Origin of the sequence: Peptoniphilus sp. KCTC 25270, from assembly GCF_021012875.1 — a bacterium.
Classification (GTDB): Bacteria; Bacillota; Clostridia; order Tissierellales; family Peptoniphilaceae; genus JAJMZJ01.
The window spans coordinates 1-1,096 of sequence record NZ_JAJMZJ010000012.1 but is presented as its reverse complement, the minus strand read 5'-3'; the positions used below and the strand labels follow the sequence as shown (position 1 = coordinate 1,096).

1 protein-coding gene is annotated in these 1,096 nt (G+C 43.8%); it reads left to right on the top strand.

Annotated elements, in window-relative coordinates:
- Positions 1–608: 608 nt before the first annotated feature.
- On the top strand, positions 609–1,016 hold the full coding sequence (locus tag LQU94_RS08025) for a GIY-YIG nuclease family protein (RefSeq protein WP_370631511.1): 408 nt from the start codon (positions 609–611) through the stop codon (positions 1,014–1,016).
- The last annotated feature ends 80 nt before the right edge of the window (positions 1,017–1,096 follow it).

The following is a 1,096-nucleotide window of genomic DNA, read 5'->3' as shown; positions in this document are numbered from 1 at the left end:
ATCCCTAACGGAATTTTTCCGGTCGAAATGACGTAACTGGTTGCGTCCACCTAGAACAAGGCCCTTACAACGGAGCACCCACCCAACCACGTGATTTCGACTAAGAAAACCGAAGGTTTTCGCACGGAGAAATCTCACCGGGGTGAGCGTCCACTTGGAGGAAAGCCCTTGGAACTATGAACGTAAAAGGCATGTCAGATTTCTCCACTCCAAAATCCCTAACGGAATTTTTCCGGTCGAAATGACGTAACTGGTTGCGTCCACCTAGAACAAGGCCCTTACAACGGAGCATCCCACCCAACCACGTCATTTCGACTAAGAAAAAGCAACGCTTTTTCGCACGGAGAAATCTCACCGGGGTGAGCGTCCACCTGGAGGAAAGCCCTTGGAACTATGAACGTAAAACCCCTGTCAGATTTCTCCACTCCAAAATCCCTAACGGAATTTTTCCGGTCGAAATGACATAACTGGGGCAGAAAATCCTTTCGTACTTTCTCAAACAAAATGACGTAACTGGGTGGGGACGGACATGATGGACAAAGAAAATTTCCAAAAACATCTATTAAATTAACCCTATTATGTTACGATTAAAAAAAGGAGGTTTGTTGATGTACGTATATATACTTGCTAGCCCAAATCGAAATGCTTTATATGTTGGAGTAACCAAAGATTTAGAAAGAAGAATGTACGAGCATAAAAATAAACTTCATGACGGACATACTTCAAAATATAACATTGTTGATTTGGTTTATTATGAAGAGGGTGGCGATTCTTCTAGTGCTATTGAACGTGAAAAGCAAATTAAACATTGGAGCCGTTCAAAGAAAGAAGCTTTAATTTCTGGTATGAATCCTGATTGGAGAGATTTGTCAGAAGATTGGTGGAGGATAACAAGGGGAAGGTCTTTCCGACAACGCCCCTCCCAACCACGTTATTTCGAGGGAGCGAAGCGAGTCGAGAAATCTCACCAGGGTGGGCGCAAACCTAGGGGAAAGCCCTTGGAAATGAGAACGTAAAACCCCTGTCAGATTTCTCCACTCCAAAATCCCTAACGGAATTTTTCCGGTCGAAATGACGTAACTGGTGGAGGATAACA

Bases quoted from the DNA above. Each gene is read 5' to 3' on its own strand.
- LQU94_RS08025 (WP_370631511.1), top strand. From the start codon at position 609: ATGTACGTATATATACTTGCTAGCCCAAATCGAAATGCTTTATATGTT.